Raw genomic sequence first — 16,706 nt, 5'->3', positions numbered from 1 at the left:
TATTGACCACTTATTGGCAAGCTTCGCATTCGTCGAAGCCGGCGTCGCCCGGACGCAGGTAGCAAGCCGCGCCGTCGACGATTTCAGGGGCTGCCGCTGCTGGGGCAGCAGCAGGTGCCGCCGCTGGCGCAGCGTGACCGGTCAGGCCGCCCGACACAGGCACCGCGTTCAGCGCGCCGGTACGGGTGGTCGACTTCTCCATGTGCGTCGCCGCGATGGTGCGCAGGTAGTAGGTGGTCTTCAGGCCGCGCAGCCATGCCAGCTTGTACGTCTCGTCCAGCTTCTTGCCCGATGCGCCGGCCATGTAGATGTTCAGCGACTGGGCCTGGTCGATCCACTTCTGGCGGCGCGATGCCTGCTCGACCAGCCACTTCGGCTCGACTTCGAAGGCGGTAGCGTAGATGTCGCGCAGGTCTTGCGGCACGCGGTCGATCTTGGAGAGCGAACCATCGAAATACTTCAGGTCGGCGATCATCACTTCGTCCCACAGGTCGCGTGCCTTCAGGTCGCGCACCAGGTACGAATTGATCTCGGTGAATTCGCCCGACAGGTTCGACTTCACGTACAGGTTCTGGAAGGTCGGCTCGATGCAGGCCGACACGCCGATGATGTTCGAAATGGTCGCGGTCGGAGCGATCGCCACGCAGTTCGAGTTACGCATGCCGAACTGCTTGATGCGCTCGCGCACCACGGTCCAGTCCATCGATTCGCTGGTGTCCTGCTCCAGGTAACCGCCGCGCTCTTCGGCCAGCAGCTTGATCGAGTCCTGCGGCAGGATGCCGCGGTCCCACAGCGAACCGGCGTAGGTGTCGTAGCGGCCGCGCTCTTCGGCCAGCTCGGTCGAGGCCAGGTAGGCGTAGTAGCAGACGGCTTCCATCGACTTGTCGGCGAATTCAACGGCCTTGTCCGAGGCGAACGGCACGCGCATCATGTGCAGGCAATCCTGGTGACCCATGATGCCCATGCCGACCGGGCGGTGGCGCAGGTTCGAGTTGCGCGCCTTTTCCACGGCGTAGTAGTTGATGTCGATGACGTTATCCAGCATGCGCATCGCGGTGCGGATGGTCTTTTGCAGCTTGACGTGGTCGAGGCCATCGCCCTTCATGTGCTGCGGCAGGTTCACCGAGCCCAGGTTGCAGACGGCGATTTCGTCGGCGCTGGTGTTCAGGGTGATCTCGGTGCACAGGTTCGACGAGTGCACGACACCGATGTGCTGCTGCGGCGAACGGATGTTGCATGGGTCCTTGAAGGTGATCCATGGGTGGCCGGTTTCGAACAGCATCGACAGCATCTTGCGCCACAAATCGAGGGCAGCGACTTTCTTGTACACGGTCATTTCGCCGCGTGCCGCCTTGGCTTCGTAGGCGGTGTACGCGTCTTCGAAGGCCTTGCCGACCAGGTCGTGCAGGTCAGGGGTTTCGCTCGGCGAGAACAGGCTCCAGTCGCCCTTTTCCATCACGCGTTTCATGAACAGGTCGGGAATCCAGTTCGCGGTGTTCATGTCGTGGGTACGGCGGCGGTCGTCGCCGGTGTTCTTGCGCAGGTCGAGGAATTCCTCGATGTCCATGTGCCAGGTTTCCAGGTAGGCGCAGACGGCGCCCTTGCGCTTGCCGCCCTGGTTGACCGCCACGGCGGTGTCGTTCACCACTTTCAGGAACGGGACCACGCCTTGCGACTTGCCGTTGGTGCCCTTGATGCGCGAACCGAGCGCACGCACCGGGGTCCAGTCGTTGCCCAGGCCGCCGGCGAACTTCGACAGCAGTGCATTCTCCTTGATGGCGTCGTAGATGCCTTCCAGGTCGTCACCGACGGTGGTCAGGTAGCACGACGACAGCTGCGAGCGGCGGGTGCCCGAGTTGAACAGGGTCGGGGTCGAGCTCATGAAATCAAAGCTCGACAGCAGGTTGTAGAACTCGATGGCGCGCTCTTCGCGCTCGCTTTCGCGCAGGGCCAGGCCCATGGCGACGCGCATGTAGAAGGCCTGCGGCATCTCGATGCGGGTTTCGCGCACGTGCAGGAAGTAGCGGTCGTACAGGGTCTGCAGGCCGATGTAGCCGAATTGCAGGTCGCGGTCGGCGACGATGGCTTTCGCCAGGCGCTCGAGGTCGTAGGTGCCGAGCTGTTCATCCAGCAGTTCGTTCTGGATGCCCTTGGCGATGTACTGCGGGAAGTAGGTGATGTATTCGGCGGCAGCCTTGGCTTGCGCGACTTCCTTGCCGAAGACTTCCTTGCGGATCGTGTGCAGCAGGATGCGGGCGGTGACCTGGCTGTAGGCCGGGTCGGTTTCCATCAGGGCGCGGGCGGCCAGGATGGCGGACTTGTGCAGTTCTTCGACCGGCACGCCGTCGTACAGGTTGCGCAGGGTCTCGGCGACGATGGCGTCGGCGTCGACATGCTTTTCCAGGCCGGCGCAGGCGGCGTTCACCAGCGCGTGGACATCGTTGACGTCGAGCGGACGACGCTCGCCGCCGTCGACCACGTGGATCTGCGGCGCCTGGATGGCGGTGCCGCCGGCGGCTTCCTTGGCGGCGCGGCGCTCTTCCATCTGCTTGGCGCGGTACAGCACGTAGGCACGTGCCACGTCATGCTCGCCCGAGCGCATCAGCGACAGCTCGACCTGGTCCTGCACGTCTTCGATGTGGAAGGTGCCGCCGTTCGGCTGGCGGCGCACCAGGGCGGCGACCACGTTGTTGGTCAGCTCTTCCACCAGGTCGCGGATGCGGGCCGAGGCGGCGCCCTGGCCGCCGGCGACTGCCAGGAAGGCCTTGGTCATGGCGACCGAGATCTTGTTCGGCTCGAAAGGCACGACGGCGCCGTTGCGGCGGATGATGCGGTAGTCACCGTGGGCCGCGATGTCGGTTGCCTTGGCGCCGGTTGCCGCTCCTGGAGCCGCTTGCGGTTTGATTGAGATGTCTTGAGAAGTTTGCATTGAGCCTCCAGGATGGGCAGTCGGGCTGCCGCCGGTTGTTCCGTGCCGAATGCCCGCGCGTGCGGGCAATCGACGTATATTAAAAAGCGAAAAAGGGTTCCCTACCGGCTGGGCAATGCCGAGCCGGGCAGTATTATTGCCTACAGTTATTTATTGCGTGTGAAGCGAGTAAAAAACAGGAGTAAAAAACGGATGCAAGACGAAATGCGCTACTGCCGGGTTGTATTGCAGTCAAGTGCTCCGTTCGTGGCTGCCTGGTCAGGCTACCCGGTGCTACTCTTGACCTCGCTACCACTATATCTAGTGTTGCGTATTGAGATGGGACTAATTGTAGTACCTGCTCGCGCGGCCGTGCAAGTGAATAAATTCTCAATTTCGCGCGTTTTTTGGGTGCGCGCCTCTTGACAATCGGGTCTAAGCCGACAGATGGGCCGTTTCGGGTTAGTGAGCACTAACACGCTGCCTAAAGCTTGTACAGCTGCAATAATCATTGCTCAACAACGGTGCAGAGTGCACCGTTTTGCACTGGCGAAAAGACAACACAATTTGATAACCGTAGGGTGGACGGCGAAGCCGTCCACCCTACGGCTATGCATGAGCTGGAGGGTGAAGCGCCTTCCATCACCCGCCGCTTGCGACTACACCGGCGCCCCTGGCGTATAGGGCTGAATGCAGTTGCCCAATCCGCTATCCCAGCGCCCGCCCGCATCCAGGCAGCTGTCCACGTTCACTTCGTGCCGCATCCACATCAGCGCGGCGATCAGGGCAATCGCCAGGGCGACGTAACGCAAGAGCTTGGGCATGTCAGTTCTCCGGTGCCTGGATATCGAGCTTCTGCATCTGGTAGCGCAGCTGGCGTACGCTGATGCCGAGCAGGCTGGCGGTCCTGGTGCGGTTGAATTGGGTTTGCTGGAGCGCGCGCTGGATGATATCGCGTTCCACCCCCTCCAGGTAGGCCGGCAGGTTGCTCGGCAAACTGTCCGGACCGAGTGCTACTGGCGCACCGGCTTCAGGCAGCGGCGCCGCGGCCGGCACGGGCGGCGCCTCGTGCGTCACGGGCAGCGCCGGCGCCGGGGTGGCAGACGGCGTGACGGACGCCGGCGCCTGGACTTCCTGCACGCGCGCCCCTTCGCTCGGCCGCGCCGCCTTCAGCGACAAGTCCTCGACCTGGATCACGCCGCCATCCGCAAAGGCCAGCGCCCGCTCCAGCACGTTCTCGAGTTCGCGCACATTCCCCGGGAAAGAATAGGCGCGCAAGGCGTCGAGCACGCCCGGCCCCAGCGCGGCGGCGCCCGGCCCGGCCAGGCGCGCCAGGATTGCGTTCGTCAGCACCGGCAGGTCGTCGAGCCGCTCGCGCAGCGCCGGCAGCGACAGCTCGATCACGTTCAGGCGGTAGAACAAATCCTGCCGGAAGCTGCCGGCCTCGACGCAGCGCGCCAGGTCCTTGTGGGTGGCGCTGATGATGCGCACGTCGACCGGCTCCTCGGCGGTGGCGCCGATCTTGCGTACGCGCCGCTCCTGGATCGCGCGCAGCAATTTGACCTGCATCGCCAGCGGTAAATCGGCCACCTCGTCCAGCATCAGGGTGCCGCCGTTGGCTGCCTGGAAAAAGCCGTCGCGCTCCTCGCCGGCGCCGGTAAAGGCGCCCTTGCGGTAGCCGAAGAACTCGGCTTCCATCAAATTTTCTGGAATCGCGCCGCAGTTCACGGCCACGAACGGTTTCGCCGCGCGCGAACTCTGGGCGTGGATCTCGCGCGCGGCCAGTTCCTTGCCGGCGCCGGACTCGCCGGTAATCGCGATCGGCGCCATCGAGCGCGCCAGGCGGCCGATCTGGGCGCGCAGCGCCTGCATCGCCTGCGAACCGCCGATCAGACGCGAGTTGCCACCATTGCCACCCTCCTCCGCCAGCGCGGCGCCCGGCGCCTCCGACAGCTTCAGGGCCGAGCGCACCATCACGCGCAGTTCATCCAGCACGACAGGTTTGGACACGTAGTCGAAAGCGCCGGCCTTCAGCGCCACCACCGCGTTCTCGGCGCTGCCAAAGGCCGTGATCACGGCGATCGGCGTCTTCGACGTGCTGGAGACTTCGCGCACCAGTTCCAGCCCCAGCCCGTCGGGCAGGCGCATGTCGGTCAGCACCAGGTTGTAGGCGTTGTCGTCGACCAGCCTGCGCGCCTCGCGCAAGGTGGCGGCGCAGTCGACGTCCAGGCCCATCTTGAGCAGGGTGATCTCGAGCAGGTCGCGCAGGTCGGCTTCGTCGTCGACCACCAGGATGCGGGGGGAACTCATGGACAAATCCTTATTCTGCGTGCGCGCCGGCAGCCGCCGGCTGGGCGAAGGTCATCACAAAGCGGCCGCTGGCCTTGCGCGCGCCTGGCGCGGCCGGATCGAAGCGGTATTCGTAGTCCAGCTTGGCGCCGTTGTTCAGGCACAGCTCGCGCGCCAGGTAGAGCCCAAGGCCCGTACCCTTGCTGGACGTAGTATAGAAGGGCTCGAACAGGTGGGCGCGCACGTCCGGCGTGATGCCGGGACCATCGTCCTGCACGTGCAGTTCCAGCGTGCCGAAGGCATCGAGCTCGGGCCAGATGCGGATGCTGGCCGGCGCCCGGCTGGCGTAGCGGATCGCGTTGCCGAGCAGGTTCACCAGTACTTCGCGCAGGTGCAGGGCGTCGAAGCGCACCTCGATGGCACCGGCGCCGCCCAGCCACAGCATCTCCTCGGGCAGGCCCTGGGTTTCGATGAACTCGGCCTTCAGCTCGGCCAGGAAAGTGGCCAGCACCAGCGGCTCGGCGTAGGGCTGGGCCTTGCGCGAGAGCTGCAGGATGTCCTCGACCATGCGGTTCACGCGCGCCACGTTGTCGCCGATGATCTTCAACAGCCGCACCTCGGCCTTGCCGTGCAGGTCTTCGGCCAGCAGCGCGGTGGCGTGGCCGATGGCCGACAAGGGATTGCGTACCTCGTGCGCGATGCTGGCGGTGAGGCGCCCCATCGAGGCCAGTTTCAGTTGCTGCGCCTGGTTCTCGATGGCGCTCACGTCCTGCATGAAGACCACGCTGCGCCCCGGCTTGCCACCGGCCGCTTCCACCCGCGCGAAGCGCAATTTGAGGTGCGCCGGCTGGTCGCGCCGCGCGCTGCCGTTGGCGTCCGGCGCGCCCGGCTCCTGGAAGGGTTTCAGGATGACCCAGGCTTCGTCGGGCCCGGCTTCGCCCTGCACCGGCTCGACCGCAGCCAGGGCCGGCGTGGCAGCTGCGCCGACCCAGCGCGCAAAGGCGCCGGCCACCGGCTCCAGCCCGTGCACCGCGTCCAGGCGCAGGCCGCCCGGGGCATCGACGCCGAGCATGCGCCGCGCCGCCGGATTGGCGGTGTGGATGACGCCGTCGGCGCCCAGCACCAGCACGCCGTCGCCCACGTCGGCGATCACGATCTCGTTGATCGACTGCTGCACTTCCAGGTCGACGCCGCGCTGGGCCGCCAGTTCCTCCTGGCCGATCAGGCGCGCCGCCAGCCGGTTCACCAGCCAGACCACGGCAAAGAAGGCGATGCCGTACATCCCGGCCTGGGCCAGCGGCGGTTCGCCATCGCGCGTGAACAGCTGCCAGGACGCCTGCAGCAGCACGATGATCGAGGCCACTGCCGCCGCGAACAGCGCCAGCAGCAGCGGCGCCAGGATCGCGGCGCCGGCCAGCGGGAACAGGTAGAGAACGCCGAGGCCGCTGCGCACGCCGCCGGCGGCCTGGTACAGCAGCGAGATGGCGAACAGGTCGACCGCGATCTGGACCGCCAGCTGCAGCGGGAAGCGCCGCTTCCAGAAGGTGGAAACCAGGCCGAAGCACAGCGCCGCGCCCAGGTAGAAGAAGCAGGTGCGGGCATAGGCCGGGTCGGCGCCGGCACGGCCATCGCGTACGTCGAAGGCCATGTACAGCAGCAGGACGATGCAGATGACGATGCGCGTGACGTTCAGCGCCTGCAGCGAGCGCCAGAAGGTCGTGCGCGACTGCGTGGACAGCGCCGGCCAGCGGATCTTCAAGGGCTTACCGCGGCGGCAGGCGCACGTGGGCCGGGCTGCAATAGTCGAGGCCATCGGCGCGCACCGCCTCCGACGCCGGGAAATGCAGGCCGCAGTGGGCGCAGCTGGTCATGTTTTCGATGGACACCGGCTCGGCCTGGCGTCCCTGCTGCTGATATTGCTGCCGGCGCCACTGCTCTTCCTGCTGCAGCTGGCTCTTGCGGATGGCGGCGCGCAGCTTGGCGCGCACGGCAAAGCCGATCACGATGATCAGGATGACCCAGAACAGCAGGCGGCTCATGCGATTCCCCTGTGCAGCACGACTTCGAGCACGAAACGGCTGCCGACATAGGCCAGCGCCAGCGTGGCAAACCCGGCCAGGGTAAAGCGCAGCGCCGTCTTGCCGCGCCAGCCGCGCCAGTGGCGCCCCGCCAGCAGCGCGCCGAACAAAATCCAGGACAGCATCGCGAACACGTTCTTGTGGTCCCAGCGCATCGCCTGGCCGAACAGCTGCTCGGAAAACACCACGCCCGACAGTACGGTCAGGCTGAGCAGCACGAAGCCGATGCCGATCAGGCGGAACAGCAGCTTTTCCATGGTCAGCAGGGCCGGCAGCTGGTCGAGCGTGCCGCCGATCCAGCCGCTGCCGCTGCTGGGCGCGGTGCGCGCGTGCAGCCGGGTTTCCTGCAGCGCCATCAGCACCGCGTGGAAGGCGGCAATCGTCAGCGTGCTGTAGGCCAGCACGGCCACGGCCACGTGCCAGCCGAAGGCGCTGGAGCGGTTCTCGATGGCCATCACCGCTCCGGGGAACAGCACCGGCAGCAGCGCCGCGCCAAAGGCGCAGGGCATCACCAGGCGCCGCAGCCCATCCAATGCGAAATTGCGGTTCTCGAACCAGTAGGCGGCCACCGAAACCCATAGGGCGGCCGAGAGCATGATGGCAAAGCCGATGCGCAGCGCGCCGGGCGCAAAGGCCGCGCCCCACAGCGCCACGCCGTGCGCGAGCCAGGCCAGCGCGGTGACGCCGGAAATGACAGCGCCCCGGCGCGACGGCAGCAGGGCGCAGGCCGCGTACAGAAAGGCCGCGGCAAAAAAGAGGGTGTTCTGCATACCGGCAGTCTACACCATCGGCAAATGGCGGTGGCGGGGCTGCCCTGCTGTTGGGGCGGCTTAACTATCTGCCAGCCCACCCACTCATCGATGGGCACGATGCGCCAACCGTACGGTGGGGTGTTTGAGGCTGGGGGCCTCAAACACAAAGTGCCCACGCGGAACGGCGATCATTGTTGGCGTTGTTCCGTCGAATCCGTCGCGCCTACACGGCGCTTCCAAGAGCGTCTCGTTTGCGCCTCATTCATCGCATGCGTTCCGGAGCGAATCGTCACGGCCGCAGGTGCAAGGTTATGCACGTATCCGCGTGGGCACGGAGTGCCCACCGTACGGAAGCCTCCCCGCCCCGCTCCACCGCACGAATCAATCGACGGCGGCCATCCGCAATTCGTCGCTATGGTGACGTTGTTGTTCCTCCATCACCAGTTGCCCCAGCTCGCGCTTGAGCGCATTGAACTCTGGCGCCGCCGGATCGCGCATCCTCGGCAAATCAACCAGGATGTCGCGCTTCACCGTCCCCGGCCGGTAAGTCATCACTACGATCCGGTCAGCCAGGTAAATCGCTTCCTCGATACTGTGGGTAACAAACAGGATCGTCTTCTTCAGCTCGGCCCAGATGCGCAGCAATTCATCCTGCAGGTTGCGCCGGGTAAGCGCATCCAACGCACCAAACGGCTCATCCATCAGCATGATCGGCGAATCCAGCGCCAGCACACGCGCGATCGCCACCCGCTGGCGCATCCCGCCCGACAAATCCTTGGGATAGCGCGCCCGGAAGTCGGTCAGCGACAGCATGCCGAGCAGCGCGTCCACCGTGCGCCGGATCTCGGCCTTGGGCGTGCCCTTGATTTCCAGCCCGAAGCCGACGTTCTGCTCGACCGTCATCCACGGGAACAGCGCATACTCCTGGAACACCATGCCGCGGTCCGGCCCCGGCGCGGCCACCGGCTGCCCGTCGACCAGGATAGAACCGCTGGTCGGCGGCGAGAACCCGGCCACGGCGTTCAGCAGCGTCGACTTGCCGCAGCCGGAAGGCCCGAGCAGGCAGGTGAACTGCCCGCGCGGGATGCTCAAGTGGATGTCCTGCAGCGCCACCACCTGGCGCTCGTCGCTGGCGAACACCTTGCTCACCCCATTCACTGCAATATGCGCGTCCATTCAGTGCTCCAGGCCGCGGTGCCAGCGCAGCAGATAGTTGTTCAGGCGGTTCATGCCGATATCGATGGCCAGACCGAGCATGCCGATGGTGATCATGCCGGCGATGATCTTGTCGGACCAGAAGTACTCGCGCGCCTCCAGGATGCGGTAGCCGAGGCCGTTGTTCACCGCGATCATCTCGGACACGATGACGACGATGAAGGCGGTGCCGATGCCGATGCGCACGCCCGACAAAATGTAGGGCACGGCCGCCGGCAGGATCACGCGCAGGAACATGGTCGCGCCGCCCGCGCCCAGGTTGCGCGCCGCGCGCAAATAAATGCCGTCCACGTGGCGCACGCCGGCGATGGTGTTCATCAAGACCGGGAAGAAGGCGCCCAGCGCAATCAGGAACACGGCCGGCGGATTGCCCAGCCCGAACCAGAGGATGGCCAGCGGGATGTAGGCGATCGGCGGAATCGGACGCAGGATCTGTACCAGCGGGTTCATCCAGGCGTACACCGTGTTGCTGGCGCCCATGGCCAGGCCGAGCGGCAGGGCCAGGCCGCCGCCGATCAGGAAGCCGACCACCACCCGGTACAAGCTGGTGAGCGTATCGACGATCAGCTCACCGGAAAACGCCCAGTGCCACCAGCCGCCGTCGGTGTAGCTTTCGTAGGGCGTGAGCGGCAGCAGGTAAGCCACCCACCGCTCCCACACCGCCAGCGGCGACGGCAGTACCTGGGGATTGACCCAGCCCATGCTCGCCACCGCTTGCCAGATGGCGATCGCCAGCACCGGCACCACCATGCCGACGCCGATCTCGCGCCAATTGCGCTGCTTGTTCCTGCCGATGCTCGTGCTCATGCCGCCCCCCGGGGTTGTGGCTGGCTTACTTGATATTCAGGCTTTTCTTGGCCGCGTCCAGCAGATCGGTCTTGACCCAGTCGGCGGCCACCGGCGGCTTGGCCATGCGCCCGACGCCGGTCTTGACCATGGTGTCGGTGGTGACCTGGATATGCTGCGGCGTGATGTCGTACGAATACTCGGAGTTGCCGATCGCATCGTTGAAGTCGTCGGTCGTGATCTGGTTCTTGAACACGACTTCGCGCACGTACTTCTCGGCCAAGGACTTGTTGTCGATGAAGGTCTTGGTCGCCTGCACGAAGCAGCGCATGAATTTCTCCGCCACCGGACGCCGCTCCTTGTAGAACTTCTCGGTCATGACCATGGTGCGGATCGGCTCGCCGATCGGCGTGTCGTAAGGCTTCAGCACTTCCGCGCCAAAACCCTTGTTGATCGCCTGCGAAGATTGCGGCTCGGACTGCATCATGGCGTCGATCTGCTTGCCGAGCAGGGCCTGGTTCAAATCGGCATAAGGCAGGAACACCAGTTGCACGTCCTTGCCCGGCGCCGGATCGGCCTTCATGTTGTGCTTGGCCAGTTCCGCCATCAAGAGCACTTCCTGGATGCCGCCGCGGGTGACGCCGACGCGCTTGCCCTTCAGTTGCGGCACGCTGGTGATCTTCAAATCGGGACGGGCGACGAGGCGCGCGCCGCCCTTGGCGAAGCCGGCCACCACGTAGATCGGGGCGCCGCCGGCGCGGCCGGAGATCGCCGCTTCCGATGCCGTGGTGCCGACATCGAGTTCACCGGCGATGATCGCCTGCATGACGTCCAGGCCTTTCGGGAAGATCTTCTCGTCGACCTTGATGCCGCACTTGGGCGCGATTTCCTTGATATACGAGACGGCGCCGTAGTGCGCGAACTTCAGGTTCCCGAGGCGCACAGTCTCAACGGACTGCGCCTGGGCGCCGGCGGCTGCCAGCAGGGTCATTGCGATCAGGGTCTTGCCGAACACTTTAGTCATGCCATGTCTCCGTTATGCGCTTCGTCAAAATCGGTGGGGGCTGCTGCGGTGGTGCCGTGACGCTGCCGTGCATACATGATGCCGGCGGGAAAAGGCTATATGGGAATGCAAGATGTGTCAAACGTGGCAATGCACAGTTGTGACATCCATCACCACGTGCACTCGAAAAAGGCGTAATCGGCGCGATGTAGACGGGCAAGCCGTTCTTGCGCAAGGTAAAATGACCGCTTTCCGAATGCCGTCTTATATATACAGTCAGGTAGAACATGCTAGATAACCTTACCCAACGCCTAGCCAAGGTCGTCAAGACGATGCGCGGCGAGGCGCGTCTGACCGAAGCGAACACCGCCGAGATGCTGCGCGAAGTGCGCCTGGCGCTGCTCGAGGCCGACGTGGCGCTGCCGGCGGTGCGCGAATTCATCGCCAAAGTGAAGGAAAAAGCGCTGGGCGAAGAAGTCATCGCTTCCCTCAGCCCGGGCCAGGCCCTGGTCGGCGTGGTGCAGCGCGAGCTGGCCGCCCTGATGGGCGCCGACCTCGGCCCTGAAGCGACCCAGCTGTCGTTCGCCCAGCAGCCGCCGGCGATCATCCTGATGGCCGGTTTGCAGGGTGTCGGTAAAACGACCACCACCGGTAAGCTCGCCAAGTACCTGAAGGAACAGAAGAAGAAAAAGGTCCTGACCGTTTCCGCCGACGTCTACCGCCCTGCCGCTATCGCGCAGCTGGAGTCGGTGACCAAGCAGGTCGGCGCCGACTTCTTCCCGTCCACCTCCACCGATAAGCCAGTCGACATCGCCCTGGCCGCGCTGGACTGGGCGAAGAAGCACTACCACGACGTCCTGATCATCGACACTGCCGGCCGTCTCGGTATCGACGAAGCGATGATGCAGGAAATCGCCGCCGTCCACGGCGCCGTGAAGCCGATCGAGACCCTGTTCGTGGTCGACGCCATGCTGGGCCAGGATGCGATCAACACCGCCAAGGCCTTTAACGACGCCCTGCCCCTGACCGGCATCGTGCTGACCAAGCTCGATGGCGATTCGCGCGGCGGTGCGGCGCTGTCCGTGCGCCATGTGACCGGTAAACCAATCAAGTTTGCCGGCGTGTCGGAAAAACTGGACGGCCTGGAAGCCTTTGATCCAACCCGCATGGCCAGCCGCGTGCTGGGCATGGGCGACATCCTGGCGCTGGTGGAAGAAGCGCGCAAGGGCGTCGACGAAAAGGCCGCGGCCGACATGGCCAACAAGATCAAGGCGGGCGGCCGCTTCGACATGAACGACTTCAAGGCCCAGCTGACCCAGATGAAGAAGATGGGCGGCATGTCGGGCTTGCTGGATAAACTGCCGGCGCAGTTCCAGCAGGCTGCGGCCGGCGCCAACATGGACCAGGCCGAGAAGCAGGTGCGGCGCATGGTCGGCATCATCGACTCGATGACGCCGCAGGAACGCGCCAAGCCGGAACTGATCAAGGCCAACCGCAAGCGCCGCATCGCCGCCGGCGCCGGCGTGCAGGTGCAGGAAGTGAACCGCATGCTGACGCAATATGACCAGATGCAGACCATGATGAAGAAGCTCAAGGGCGGCGGCCTGATGAAGATGATGCGCGGGATGAAGGGCATGATGCCGGGCATGCGCTAAGCGTTTTTGCCTTCCTTGACGCTCGCTGGAGCGACAAAACGCCGCGCCCGGCTCCATGCCCTGCGCGGCGTTTTTATGCCGAATTTCGTGTGGATTTTCACTCTGCGGTCACGCCTGACGCGCAAACCCCTGTTTTTGGGCTGCATAGAGTGAAAAAATGAAGAAAAAGACTTGCAGGAACGCTAAAACGCCACCAATATAAGCCGTGCGATATTGCGCAACTTTTACATATGCTCGTTTAGGAGGCTCGAAGATGGCAACAGCCAAGAAATCCCCAGCAGCGCCCGCAAAGAAGGCAGCCGCCAAGCCGGCAGCCAAGCCTGCGGCGAAGAAGGCCGCCGCTCCGGCAAAGGAAGCAGCACCGAAGGCCGCAGCAGCGAAGAAACCGGCTGCAGCACGCAAGCCGAACGCCGCTTTCATGAAAGAGCTGACGCCGTCGGCCGAGCTGGCTGCAGTGGTCGGCAACAAGCCGCTGCCACGCACGGAAGTGACCAAGAAAGTCTGGGAATACATCAAGAAAGCAGACCTGCAAGCTGCAGACAACCGCCAGATGATCAACGCTGATGACAAGCTGAAAGCCGTCTTCGGTGGCAAGGAACAAGTCTCGATGTTCGAGATGACCAAGCTGATCTCGAATCACCTGAAATAATAAGACGCCGGCTGCCCCATTAGCCTGAACGTTGAAAAGCCCCGGTCGTGTGATCGGGGCTTTTTGTTTTGGGACGTGCGCTTATCGTTGGCGCGATTCGAAGCGTGATGGTGGATCGATGGTGGCGCGTCCCGTATGGTGGGCACTCCGTGCCCACGCGGAAGCCTGCGTCGAGGTGACGCCGTTCTGGACGCCTCGGATGCGCTGTGACGGCGCGTCCAAATGATCATCGCGAACGCCGGCAGGCTCCGGCAAACGTCGCGGCTATTCCGCGAACAGGCGCATCAGGAAGCGATTTTTATCGCCGCGTTTATGCGCCAACACGCGGCACGCATCCGCGTGGGCACGTCATTGATGCCCCCGGCATCAATGACCCCACCGTACGGTCCCAGCCAACATTTTTCTAGAACCCGAACGCCGCCTTCATCAAATCGAACACGCGCGTGTTTTCGATCGTGCCCTTGAACGGCGCCGAGCCCGCCCCGGCCGCATACAGCTTCACGTCGCCGCCGCCATGCGACTCGCTCGACCAGCGGATGCCCGCCTCCTGGTGATAATCCTCGGCCAGCGCCTGCTCGCTGCGCACGTCGGCACGCACCTCCGGCCGGTTCGGCCCATTCCCGAACACCAGCGTCGTAAACGTCTTGCCGTCGGCATCCTTGGTCGGCTCGCCGTTCGCATAGCCGCGCACGATGTCCAGCACCGGATTGCCGCGCTTCGGATACCCGTTCAGGACCATCGTGTGGTCATGGTCGGCGGTGACCACGATCAGCGTGTTCTCCAGCCCGGGATCGAGCGCCCGCATGCGCTCCACCGCCGTCTGGATCGCCTCGTCGAAGGCCACCGTTTCCGTCATCGCATTGCGCGCATTCGTGTCGTGCAGCGCGTGGTCGATCTTGCCGCCTTCGACCATCAGGAAGAAGCCCTTCGGATTCTTCGAGAGCAGTTCGATCGACTTGGCCGTCATCTCGGCCAGCGTCGGCTGCTCGGGGCGGCGTTTCGACGCGTAGTCGAGATGGCTGTCGGCGTAGATGCCGACGAACTTGCGGTTCGGGAGGGCCGACTGCATGTCGGCCCGGGTGTTGGCCACGAAGTAGCCGCGCGCCGCGAATTCGGCCAGCAGGTCGCGTCCGTCGCCGCGGCCCTTCGGATTGCGCGCCTTGTCGAACGGCGTGAAGTGCATGCGCCCGCCGCCCATCAGCACGTCGACGCCATCCTGCAGGCGTGCGTTGTAGCCCGCACCGCCCGGCACGATCTGCTCGGCGATGGTATAGCCCATGTCGCGGTCGCACACGTGCGAGAAGGTCGAGGCCGGGGTGGCGTGGGTCAGTTCGGTGGTGGTCACCGCGCCGACCGCCTTGCCGTTGGCTTTCGCCAGTTCCAGGATCGTCATCGGCGACGTGCCGTTGCCGGCGCCGCAGCGATCGATGCTGGCGTTGCCGTTGGCATCCTTGGCCGGCGCCACGGGCTTGGCGTCCTTCATCGAGATCACGTCGTTGTTGATCTTCACGCCGGTCATGTAGGCGCCCATCGATGGGGCGCTGTCGGTGACCTGGGCGTCGGCGGAATAGGTCTTGATGCGCGCGGTGCGGTCCAGGCGCTCGAAGTTCAGCAGGCCGTCTTCGCCATGCTTGAAGATGCGCGCGGCGGTGATCGTGGTCGGGCCCATGCCGTCGCCAAGGAAGAAGATGATGTTCTTGGCCTGGGACTTGGTGGCTGGCGCGGTTTGCGCCTGGACTGGCAAGGTGCAGGAGGCTGCCAGCAGCAGCGCGGCGAGTCGGGTCGTCGTGTGTTGGTTCATGGTGCTCACAGGTCCCCCGCCGTCTTGATCAGGTTGAAGACACGGGTGTTGTCGATGGTCCCGCGGAACAGTTCCGCATTCGCGCCGATGGCGCCCAGGTAGACGTCGGCGCCGCCGTGGGTCTCGGCCCCAAGGCGGGTGCGCACCACGGCTTCCTGGTGGTAGTCGTCGGCGGCCGCGATCTCGTCGGTGAGCTTGACGTCCTTGCGGCTGCCCTGGATGCGGTGTTCGCCGGTGCCGAAGCCCAGGATCGTGAAAGGCGCGCCGTCCTTGTCGAGGCGGATTTTATTGTCCGGCAGGCTGCGCACCAGGCCCAGCACGCCCGGATTGGTCGGCGTGGTCTTGCCGGTGCGCGGCGAATAACCATTGATCAGCAGCGTGTGGTCGTGGTCGGCGGTGGCCACGATCAGGGTGTTCTTCAGGCCCGGGTCGATGGCGTTCATCTTGTCGATGGCGGTTTTCAGGGCCGCGTTGTAGCTCACGGTTTCCTGCAGCGCGCGCTTGGCCAGGGTGGCGTGCAGCGCGTGGTCGATCAGGCCGCCCTCCACCATCAGGAAGAAGCCGTTCGGGTTGCGCGAGAGGATGTCGATGGCTTTCGCCGTCATGTCGGCCAGGGCCGGCTGTTTGGCGGCGTCGCGCGCGGCTTCGTAGGTGAAGTGGTTTTGCGCGAACAGGCCGAGGGCCGGCTGCGCGTTCGGCGCCAAGGCCTGCAGTTGCGCGGTGTCGGCGGCGTAGCGCCAGCCCCTGGCTTGCAGCTCCGCGACCAGGTTGCGGCCGTCGGCGCGCTTGCCGCCCTGTGCTACCGGCGCGAAGAACTGCGCGCCGCCGCCGAAGACCAGGTCCAGGCCGTTTGCGCCGAGGGCCGCGTTATAGCCGGCGCCGCCCGGCACCAGCGCGGCGGCGATGTCGGATTCGATCTTGCGGTGGCAGGCGTGGGCGTAGGTGGCGGCGGGCGTGGCATCGGTGACGCTGGTGGTGGTGACCACGCCGGCTGCCATGCCGCGTGCCTTGGCCAGTTCGGCCAGGGTTGGCATCGGGCGGCCGTTCTCGCAACGGCTGACCTGCTTGTTGCCGTTGGCGTCGGCGGCCGGGGAGATCGAGCGGGTGTCCGAGGACATCGAGATCACGCCGTTGTTCTGCTTCACGCCGGTCATGTAGGCCGACATCGAGGCGGCGCTGTCGGTAACCTGGGCGTCGTTCGAGAAGGTTTTGACGAAGGCGGATTCGGGCAGCGTGTCGATGGTCAGCTCGCCGTCTTCGCCGACCGCGTAGATGCGCGCGGCGGTGAGGGTGTTGATGCCCATGCCGTCGCCGAGGAAGAAGATGATGTTTTTCGCGCGGGTGTCGGCGCTTGATGAGGTGTGCGTGGCGACGGTGGGCGACGGGACGGTGGACGCGCAGCCGGCCAGCAGCAACAGGCTTGCGCCGGCGAGAGTGGTCAATCGCATGGTGGATCCTGGGGTGGAAAGCGGGCAGTCTACACCGGTAACTGCTTATATGGTGTGATTGATATGTAGCCAGCGGCCTTACCCGTACGGTGGGCACTCTGTGCCCACGCGGTTACGTGCGT

At 64.9% G+C, this 16,706-nt stretch carries 13 protein-coding genes; 2 read left to right on the top strand and 11 right to left on the bottom strand.

From position 1 onward, the window contains the following. Positions 1-10: 10 nt before the first annotated feature. The 9 genes from ACWYRN_RS12025 to ACWYRN_RS11985 all read right to left on the bottom strand — a co-directional run bounded on the left by ACWYRN_RS12025 (position 11) and on the right by ACWYRN_RS11985 (position 11,052). Positions 11-2,929, bottom strand: coding sequence for a ribonucleoside-diphosphate reductase subunit alpha (locus ACWYRN_RS12025; RefSeq protein WP_488692629.1), 2,919 nt, complete (start codon positions 2,927-2,929; stop codon positions 11-13). Between the two features lie 638 nt (positions 2,930-3,567). After that, entirely contained in the window at positions 3,568-3,732 is a 165-nt protein-coding gene (locus ACWYRN_RS12020; protein WP_488692628.1) for a hypothetical protein, read from the bottom strand. A 1-nt stretch (position 3,733) separates the two neighbouring features. Then, positions 3,734-5,218, bottom strand: coding sequence for a sigma-54-dependent transcriptional regulator (locus ACWYRN_RS12015; protein ID WP_488692627.1), 1,485 nt, complete (start codon positions 5,216-5,218; stop codon positions 3,734-3,736). 10 nt (positions 5,219-5,228) lie between these two features. Further along, positions 5,229-6,956 carry a sensor histidine kinase gene (locus tag ACWYRN_RS12010; protein ID WP_488692626.1) on the bottom strand — a complete coding sequence of 576 codons (1,728 nt, stop codon included), beginning with the start codon at positions 6,954-6,956 and terminating at the stop codon, positions 5,229-5,231. 4 nt (positions 6,957-6,960) lie between these two features. Next, a complete protein-coding gene (locus ACWYRN_RS12005) occupies positions 6,961-7,236 on the bottom strand; it encodes a PP0621 family protein (protein WP_488692625.1) in 276 nt (91 codons plus the stop codon). Next, a complete protein-coding gene (locus ACWYRN_RS12000) occupies positions 7,233-8,045 on the bottom strand; it encodes a cytochrome C assembly family protein (protein ID WP_488692624.1) in 813 nt (270 codons plus the stop codon). The genes ACWYRN_RS12005 and ACWYRN_RS12000 overlap by 4 nt, the downstream gene beginning before the upstream one ends. Before the next feature lie 363 nt (positions 8,046-8,408). Continuing rightward, positions 8,409-9,203, bottom strand: a complete 795-nt coding sequence (locus ACWYRN_RS11995) for an ABC transporter ATP-binding protein (protein ID WP_488692623.1) — start codon at positions 9,201-9,203, stop codon at positions 8,409-8,411. Further along, positions 9,204-10,049 carry an ABC transporter permease gene (locus ACWYRN_RS11990; protein WP_488692622.1) on the bottom strand — a complete coding sequence of 282 codons (846 nt, stop codon included), beginning with the start codon at positions 10,047-10,049 and terminating at the stop codon, positions 9,204-9,206. It abuts the gene before it with no gap. A 25-nt stretch (positions 10,050-10,074) separates the two neighbouring features. Continuing rightward, positions 10,075-11,052 carry an ABC transporter substrate-binding protein gene (locus tag ACWYRN_RS11985; RefSeq protein ID WP_488692621.1) on the bottom strand — a complete coding sequence of 326 codons (978 nt, stop codon included), beginning with the start codon at positions 11,050-11,052 and terminating at the stop codon, positions 10,075-10,077. A 266-nt stretch (positions 11,053-11,318) separates the two neighbouring features. On the opposite strand from ACWYRN_RS11985, the gene ffh reads away from it, so the two are divergent. Further along, the gene (gene ffh, locus ACWYRN_RS11980; RefSeq protein WP_290422124.1) at positions 11,319-12,686 is read left to right on the top strand and encodes a signal recognition particle protein; all 1,368 of its coding nucleotides are present in this window, start codon (positions 11,319-11,321) and stop codon (positions 12,684-12,686) included. A gap of 253 nt (positions 12,687-12,939) precedes the next feature. Continuing rightward, entirely contained in the window at positions 12,940-13,335 is a 396-nt protein-coding gene (locus ACWYRN_RS11975; protein WP_229437346.1) for an SWIB/MDM2 domain-containing protein, read from the top strand. 403 nt (positions 13,336-13,738) lie between these two features. Here ACWYRN_RS11975 and ACWYRN_RS11970 read toward each other — a convergent pair whose 3' ends face one another. Together ACWYRN_RS11970 and ACWYRN_RS11965 are read right to left on the bottom strand one after the other, a co-directional pair. After that, positions 13,739-15,136, bottom strand: a complete 1,398-nt coding sequence (locus ACWYRN_RS11970; protein ID WP_488692620.1) for an alkaline phosphatase — start codon at positions 15,134-15,136, stop codon at positions 13,739-13,741. 5 nt (positions 15,137-15,141) lie between these two features. Further along, the gene (locus ACWYRN_RS11965) at positions 15,142-16,584 is read right to left on the bottom strand and encodes an alkaline phosphatase (RefSeq protein WP_488692619.1); all 1,443 of its coding nucleotides are present in this window, start codon (positions 16,582-16,584) and stop codon (positions 15,142-15,144) included. Positions 16,585-16,706: the final 122 nt, after the last annotated feature.

The sequence above is a fragment of the Massilia sp. BAP21 genome, assembly GCF_057801335.1.
This window is presented reverse-complemented; position numbering and strand designations above follow the sequence as displayed.